Annotated in this window: 5 protein-coding genes and 1 pseudogene; 4 read left to right on the top strand and 2 right to left on the bottom strand. The window is 75.2% G+C overall.

Annotated elements, in window-relative coordinates; all coding sequences use genetic code 11:
- The 3 genes and pseudogenes from ACQRUO_RS25520 to ACQRUO_RS25510 form a co-directional block, all read left to right on the top strand.
- A pseudogene (locus ACQRUO_RS25520) lies at positions 1-951 on the top strand (hypothetical protein); the annotation flags it as partial.
- 181 nt (positions 952-1132) lie between these two features.
- Positions 1133-2284, top strand: a complete 1152-nt coding sequence (locus ACQRUO_RS25515) for a TerD family protein (RefSeq protein ID WP_428318392.1) — start codon at positions 1133-1135, stop codon at positions 2282-2284.
- A 235-nt stretch (positions 2285-2519) separates the two neighbouring features.
- Entirely contained in the window at positions 2520-3320 is an 801-nt protein-coding gene (locus tag ACQRUO_RS25510; protein WP_428318391.1) for a putative protein N(5)-glutamine methyltransferase, read from the top strand.
- Between the two features lie 11 nt (positions 3321-3331).
- Here ACQRUO_RS25510 and ACQRUO_RS25505 read toward each other — a convergent pair whose 3' ends face one another.
- The gene (locus ACQRUO_RS25505) at positions 3332-3658 is read right to left on the bottom strand and encodes a hypothetical protein (protein WP_428318390.1); all 327 of its coding nucleotides are present in this window, start codon (positions 3656-3658) and stop codon (positions 3332-3334) included.
- Between the two features lie 331 nt (positions 3659-3989).
- On the opposite strand from ACQRUO_RS25505, the gene ACQRUO_RS25500 reads away from it, so the two are divergent.
- Positions 3990-4853, top strand: coding sequence for a hypothetical protein (locus ACQRUO_RS25500; protein WP_428318389.1), 864 nt, complete (start codon positions 3990-3992; stop codon positions 4851-4853).
- A gap of 64 nt (positions 4854-4917) precedes the next feature.
- Here the strand turns inward: ACQRUO_RS25500 and ACQRUO_RS25495 are convergent, their stop codons facing one another.
- Positions 4918-5487 carry a hypothetical protein gene (locus tag ACQRUO_RS25495; RefSeq protein ID WP_428318388.1) on the bottom strand — a complete coding sequence of 190 codons (570 nt, stop codon included), beginning with the start codon at positions 5485-5487 and terminating at the stop codon, positions 4918-4920.
- Positions 5488-5535: the final 48 nt, after the last annotated feature.

Below are 5535 nucleotides of genomic sequence, written 5' to 3'. Positions count from 1 at the left end.
CGGCCCGGTGCACCCGTGCCCGGTGCGCCGGTCGCGGGCGGCCCGGCCGCCCCGGCGTACACGCCCCCGGCCGCGCCCACCACGCCGGGCACCCGCCCCCCGGCTGCTTCCGTCAGCCCCACCCCGGCGGCCCCTGCACCCACGGCCCCGACGCCCCCCGCCGACCCCGCGGCCGGCGACCCGTCCGCCCCCACCGCCATACCCGCCCCCAGCGACCCGGGCGCCACTCCCGCCCCCACCCCGACCGCCGCCCACCCGGCCAACGGGACCGGCCGCGTCCCCAACGCCCACCCCACCGGCGACCCCACCCCCGCCCCCGGCTGCGCCCTCGCCGCCCCCGCGCAGACCCCCGCCCACCCCACGGCGGACGGCTCCGAGGACCAGCCGGTCCCCCCGGTCACCGTCCCGCCGGCCCGCTCGCCCGAGACCCCGCCGCCCGCGCCCACCCCGCTGACCCCGAGCGCCCCAGCCCCGCTGATCCCGGGCCCGCGCCCCTCCCCCGACCCGGTCGGCGGCGAGGACTGCACCACCCCGGCGGACGGGACCCTCACCGGCCACGGCAGCGTGATCGACCCCGCCGGGCTCGGCCGCCGGCACAGCGTGACCATCACGGTCGCCGAGCGGCTGGCCGCCGTCGAGGTCGACCTGACGCTGGACCGGGCCGACGCCACCGCCGGCGCGATGGCCTGGAGCACCCTGCCCGGTGCCCGGGTGACGCTCACTCAGCACGGCTCCGCCGTCGTCTACTCCTTCGCCCCGGCGGCGGGCGAGGACGTGGCCCCGGGCACCTACACCTTCACCGTCCAGGACACCCGCGCGGCCAGCCCGGGCATCCGCGCGGCCGGCAGCAGCTGGACGGCCTCCGGCTTCGCGCTGCGCCACCCGCACGCGGTGGCGGCCCTGGGCGGCTTCACCCCGGTCACCGCCCGCCGCCCGCCCCACCGCGCCTGATCAACGCACCCGCCTGATCAACGCACCCGCCTGATCGACCCAACGGCGGGCGGGCGCCCGACCACCCGTCACCGGTGCCCCGCCCACCTCCTCACTCTCACCTGCCATGGCTAGGCTGACCCCTGACGGGCTGTCCGCCCGCGTGTGCGTGCCAGGCGAGGAGGATCACGTGACCACGGCCCTGACCCAGGGTGCCAATGCGCCGCTGTCCGCCGTCCGGGTGAGCGTGGAGGTGACCTGCCGTCAGCGGGTGGATGTCTCGGGCCTGCTGCTCACCCGGACCGGCAAGGTCCGCTCCGACGCCGACCTGGTCTTCTACAACGCCCCGCGCGCCCCGGGGGTCACCCACCGCCCGGCCTCCGCCACCGTGCCGGCCGCGGTCGTCATCGACACCTGGTCGGTCCCGACCGACGTCACCGCCGTCGTGGTCGCCGTCAGCCTCGACGACCCCGCCGCCACCTTCGCCGGCAGCGACCCCACCGCCACCGTGCGGGACACCGCCACCGACCGGGTGATCGCCACCTTCACCCCGCCCCGGCTGACCCGGGAGAGCGCGCTGCTGCTGGTCGAGGTCTACCGGCGCGGCGCGGACTGGAAGGTCCGCGCGGTCGGCCAGGGGTACGCCGACGGCCTGGCCGGCTTCGCCGCCGACTTCGGCGTCTCGATCAGCGAGCCGGCCCCGGCCGCCGCCCCGCCGATGCCCGCCTACCCGCCCGCGCCGACGACACCGCCCGCCGCCAACGGCACCGCCGCCCCCCGCGTCACCCTGGACAAGGGCCGGGTCTCGCTGGTCAAGGGCGGCTCGGTCTCGCTGGTCAAGGGCGGCCGGCCGATGCTGAGTTCGGTCCGGATGGCGCTCGGCTGGCAGCCCGCCAAGCACGGCCGCAACATCGACCTGGACGCCTCCTGCATCGCCTTCGACGCCCGACGCGAGCGTCTGGAGACCGTCTGGTTCATGAAGCTCCAGGTGTTCAACGGCGCGATCCAGCACACCGGTGACAACCTGGTCGGCGGTGGCGGCGGGGACGACGAGGCGATCGACGTCCACCTGGAGGGCCTGCCGTCCGAGGTGTGCGGGCTGGTCTTCGTGGTCAACTCCTTCTCCGGCCAGCGCTTCACCGAGGTCCGCGACGCCTACTGCCGCCTGCTGGACGCGACCAGCGGCGAGGAGCTGGTCCGCTTCGACCTCACCAACGCCGAGCCGGCCACCGGCGTGGTGATGTGCAAGCTGGTCCGCCAGTACTCGGGCGAGTGGGTGATGACCGCCCTCGGCGAGTACGTGGACGCCAAGACCGCCCGCGGCATGGTCAAGCCGTCGGCCGCGCTGCTCTGACCCGACCGCTCGACCACTCCGGGCCCGCCCAGCGCCACGCGTTCCGCGCGCACGGGCGGGCCCGCTCTGCTAGCCTGGCGCGCGTCGGCCCGGCGTGCAGCCAGGCCCCGTTCGAGGAGGTGAGCCCCATTACCGCTGTCGCAGTCCGGGTGCTCCCCCCGCACGGTCCCGCCGGCCACCAGGCGTAGGCCCCCGGGAGCACCCTTCGGATCCCCGAAAGGCGTTCTCCCCTCCCATGGCTCTGCCGTCCCACGTTTCCCACCCCGCCCGCACGATCGTCGACCGGCTGCGCGCCGCCGGCTGCGTCTTCGCCGAGGACGAGGCCGACCTGATCACCGCCACCGCCACCTCCACCGAGCAGCTCGCCGACATGGTCGAGCGCCGGGTGCTCGGGTTCCCCCTGGAGTACGTGGTCGGCTGGGCCGACTTCCGGGGGCTGCGGATCTCCGTCGACCCCGGCGTCTTCGTGCCGCGCCGCCGCACCGAGTTCCTGGTGACCTGCGCGGCCGCACTGACCGACCCGAACGCCGTGGTCGTCGACCTCGGCTGCGGCTCGGGGGCGCTCGGTGCGGCGCTGGCCGCGGCCGTCTACCGCACGGGCTGCCGGCTCGAGCTGCACGCCGCCGACGTCGACCCCGCCGCCGTCACCTGTGCCCGCCGCAACCTGCCCCCGGGCGGCCGGGCCTACCAGGGCGACCTCTTCGCCCCGCTGCCCGACCGCCTGCGCGGCCGGGTGGCCACGCTGCTGGCCAACATGCCGTACGTCCCGACCGCCGACCTCGCCCTGCTCCCGGCGGAGGCCCGCGACCACGAGGCCCTGGTCGCCCTGGACGGCGGCGCCGACGGCCTGGCGGTGCTGCGCCGGGTGGCCGAGCAGGCGCCCAGCTGGCTGGCCCCGGGCGGCCACCTGCTCTTCGAGACCGGGGAGCACCAAGTCCCGTACGCGCTGGAGGTGGTGGCGTCCGCCGGCCTGTCCGCCCGGGTGCGGACGGACGACGAGCTGGACGCCACCGTGGTGATCGCGACCCGCCGCTGAGGCGGGGTGGGTCAGGAGAAGATCACCGAGCGGAGCTTGAGGCGGCCACCCAGCACCTTGCCGGGGTCCATCACGTAGTAGGTGTCGCCCGCGCAGTCGCGGTCGAGGAACACCGTGGCGGTGGCATCGGTGAGGTTCTCCGGGGCGGAGCCCGGCAGGAGCTCACTCGTACCGGGAAGGTTGATGCACTCGCGACTCGCCGGGTCATGGAGGACCACCGGAAGGCCGAGTTCGTCCTTGTACCCGAACGTGCCCTCCGCCGCGTGGGCGGAGTTCGGCACGGCGACGATGAGCGCGAAGGCTCCCAGGGCGGCGGCTACGGTCCGGTGGAGACGCATGAGTATCCCTCTTCTGGTTGCTCAGGGGGCTGTTGACCCGAACCTAGAGGGTCGATCGCAAGCGAAACGATTCAGCGCACAGATGTCGCGTGTCTCCGCTAAGCTCCGTGAAGATCTTGTGCATCTCGGGGGAATCATGAAGATCCGTCTCGCCGCATGCGCTACGGCGCTCGGCACCGCCACCATGCTCAGCACGATATCCATACCGGATGCATTTGCTGACCCACAGTCACCATCACCCTCACCCGCGCCGTCGGTCTCCGCCTCGGCGAGCCCCTCGCCCAGCGCCTCGGCCGGCAGCTCACCCAGCGCCTCGCCCAGCCCCCCGACGGTGTCGGCGACCCCGACCTCGACCGCCACCGCCTCCGCCACCGCCACCACCTCCGCGAGCCCCACCGCCAAGCCGTCCGGCACTCCGCTACCGACCGCGCCCGCCGACCAGCAGCCCACCGTCACCATCCGCGACCTGCCCGCCGGCCCGATCGTCCCGGGCGGCGCGCCCTTCGAGTTCACGGCCGCCTACCGCAACCCCGGTCCCGACAACGCGATCGTCCAGCCGATGATCACCTTCGGCTGGGGCGACGACTACCTGTTCGCCAACCAGGTGCGGATCCAGGCGCAGGACGCCAAAAGCGCCTGGTACGACACGGTCAACACGCCGTACACGGACCCCAGCCGCGTCGGCTTCCAGTACGTGCTGAACGTCGCCGGCCAGAACCCGGACACCGCCGGTCACTTCTCGCTCGCGGCCGGCCAGGAGACCGACTTCCGGGTGCGGATCACCGTGGCCGGCATCAACACCCCGAGCGATCAGGGGTGGATCTTCGGCTACGCGCTGTCCACGCTGGTCGACAAGGACGGCAACCCGATCGCCACCGGCTCCCAGACCGGCGCCCAGCCGGTGTCGATCGACCACACCGGCGCGGTGAGCCAGGCCGTCGCACCGAGCCAGGCCGCGGCGCCGGCGGCCACCCCGACGGCGGCGGAGAGTGCACCGCCCGCCGCCGTGGTGGCGGCGGTCAAGGCCGGCGGCAGCGGCAACACCCCGGCGAGCAGCAACAAGGCCGCCCCCGCGCTGGCCTACACGGGCGGCGGCGACAACCGCGTGGCGCTGGCGATCGACGGCGCGGTCCTGCTCGGCCTCGGCGGCGTCCTGGTCATGACGATGCGCCGCCGCGGGAACCACCGGGGCTGACCGCACCCCTGCTGCACCACGCCCGCGCACCGGAGGTCGGCCCCGCCGACGTCCGGTGCGCGGATCACGCCAGGGCCGCGGCCATCGTGTCCGCCGAACCGCTCACGATCAGCACCCGCCCTCCGTCGATCCCCTTGCTGCGCGCAGTCCCGACGACCGTTCCCTCAACGTCCTTGGCGGGCACGGTCACGGCAGCACCCCGGTCCCCGCAGACGACGCTCACCGTCCCGTCCGCCGTCGTGACAGTGGCGCTGTTCGCCGGGCCGAGCGCCTGCGCGGCCCCCTGCGGCAGGTCCGCCTTCCCGGCGGGCGCGGGCTGGCCCTTGCCCGGAGCGTGGGCCCCGATCTGGGTCTGCCCGCCGGCGGTGCTGCCGATCACCACGTTGCAGGTGCCGTCGGCGACCTGGAGCGCGAGCGTGGTGCCGCCCCCCGAGGCGGCGGCCACGGTGGGCAGCTTCGTGTACGGGTCGACGGGGTTCAGCGCCGCCGGGAACGGGATCTGGGGCAGCGCGGCGAGCGCGGGGTCGGGCGTGGTGCCGCTCGCCGCGGCGGGTGCGTCGCTGCCGCACGCGCTCGCGGTGAGGACGGTCAGCAGGGTGAGGCCGGCGGCGGCGAGGCGAAGGGGCATGCGCATGATGGCTCCAAGAGAACGAGCGGCGGCCGGCTCCCGCCGTGCCCGGGG

Origin of the sequence: Kitasatospora sp. LaBMicrA B282 (assembly GCF_050325825.1) — a bacterium.
Taxonomy (GTDB): domain Bacteria; phylum Actinomycetota; class Actinomycetes; order Streptomycetales; family Streptomycetaceae; genus Kitasatospora.
The sequence above is the reverse complement of the archived record's forward strand: the minus strand, read 5'-3'. Positions and strand labels throughout refer to the sequence as shown.

Bases quoted from the DNA above. Each gene is read 5' to 3' on its own strand.
- ACQRUO_RS25510 (WP_428318391.1), top strand. From the start codon at position 2,520: ATGGCTCTGCCGTCCCACGTTTCCCACCCCGCCCGCACGATCGTCGAC.
- ACQRUO_RS25505 (WP_428318390.1), bottom strand. From the start codon at position 3,658: ATGCGTCTCCACCGGACCGTAGCCGCCGCCCTGGGAGCCTTCGCGCTC.
- ACQRUO_RS25495 (WP_428318388.1), bottom strand. From the start codon at position 5,487: ATGCGCATGCCCCTTCGCCTCGCCGCCGCCGGCCTCACCCTGCTGACC.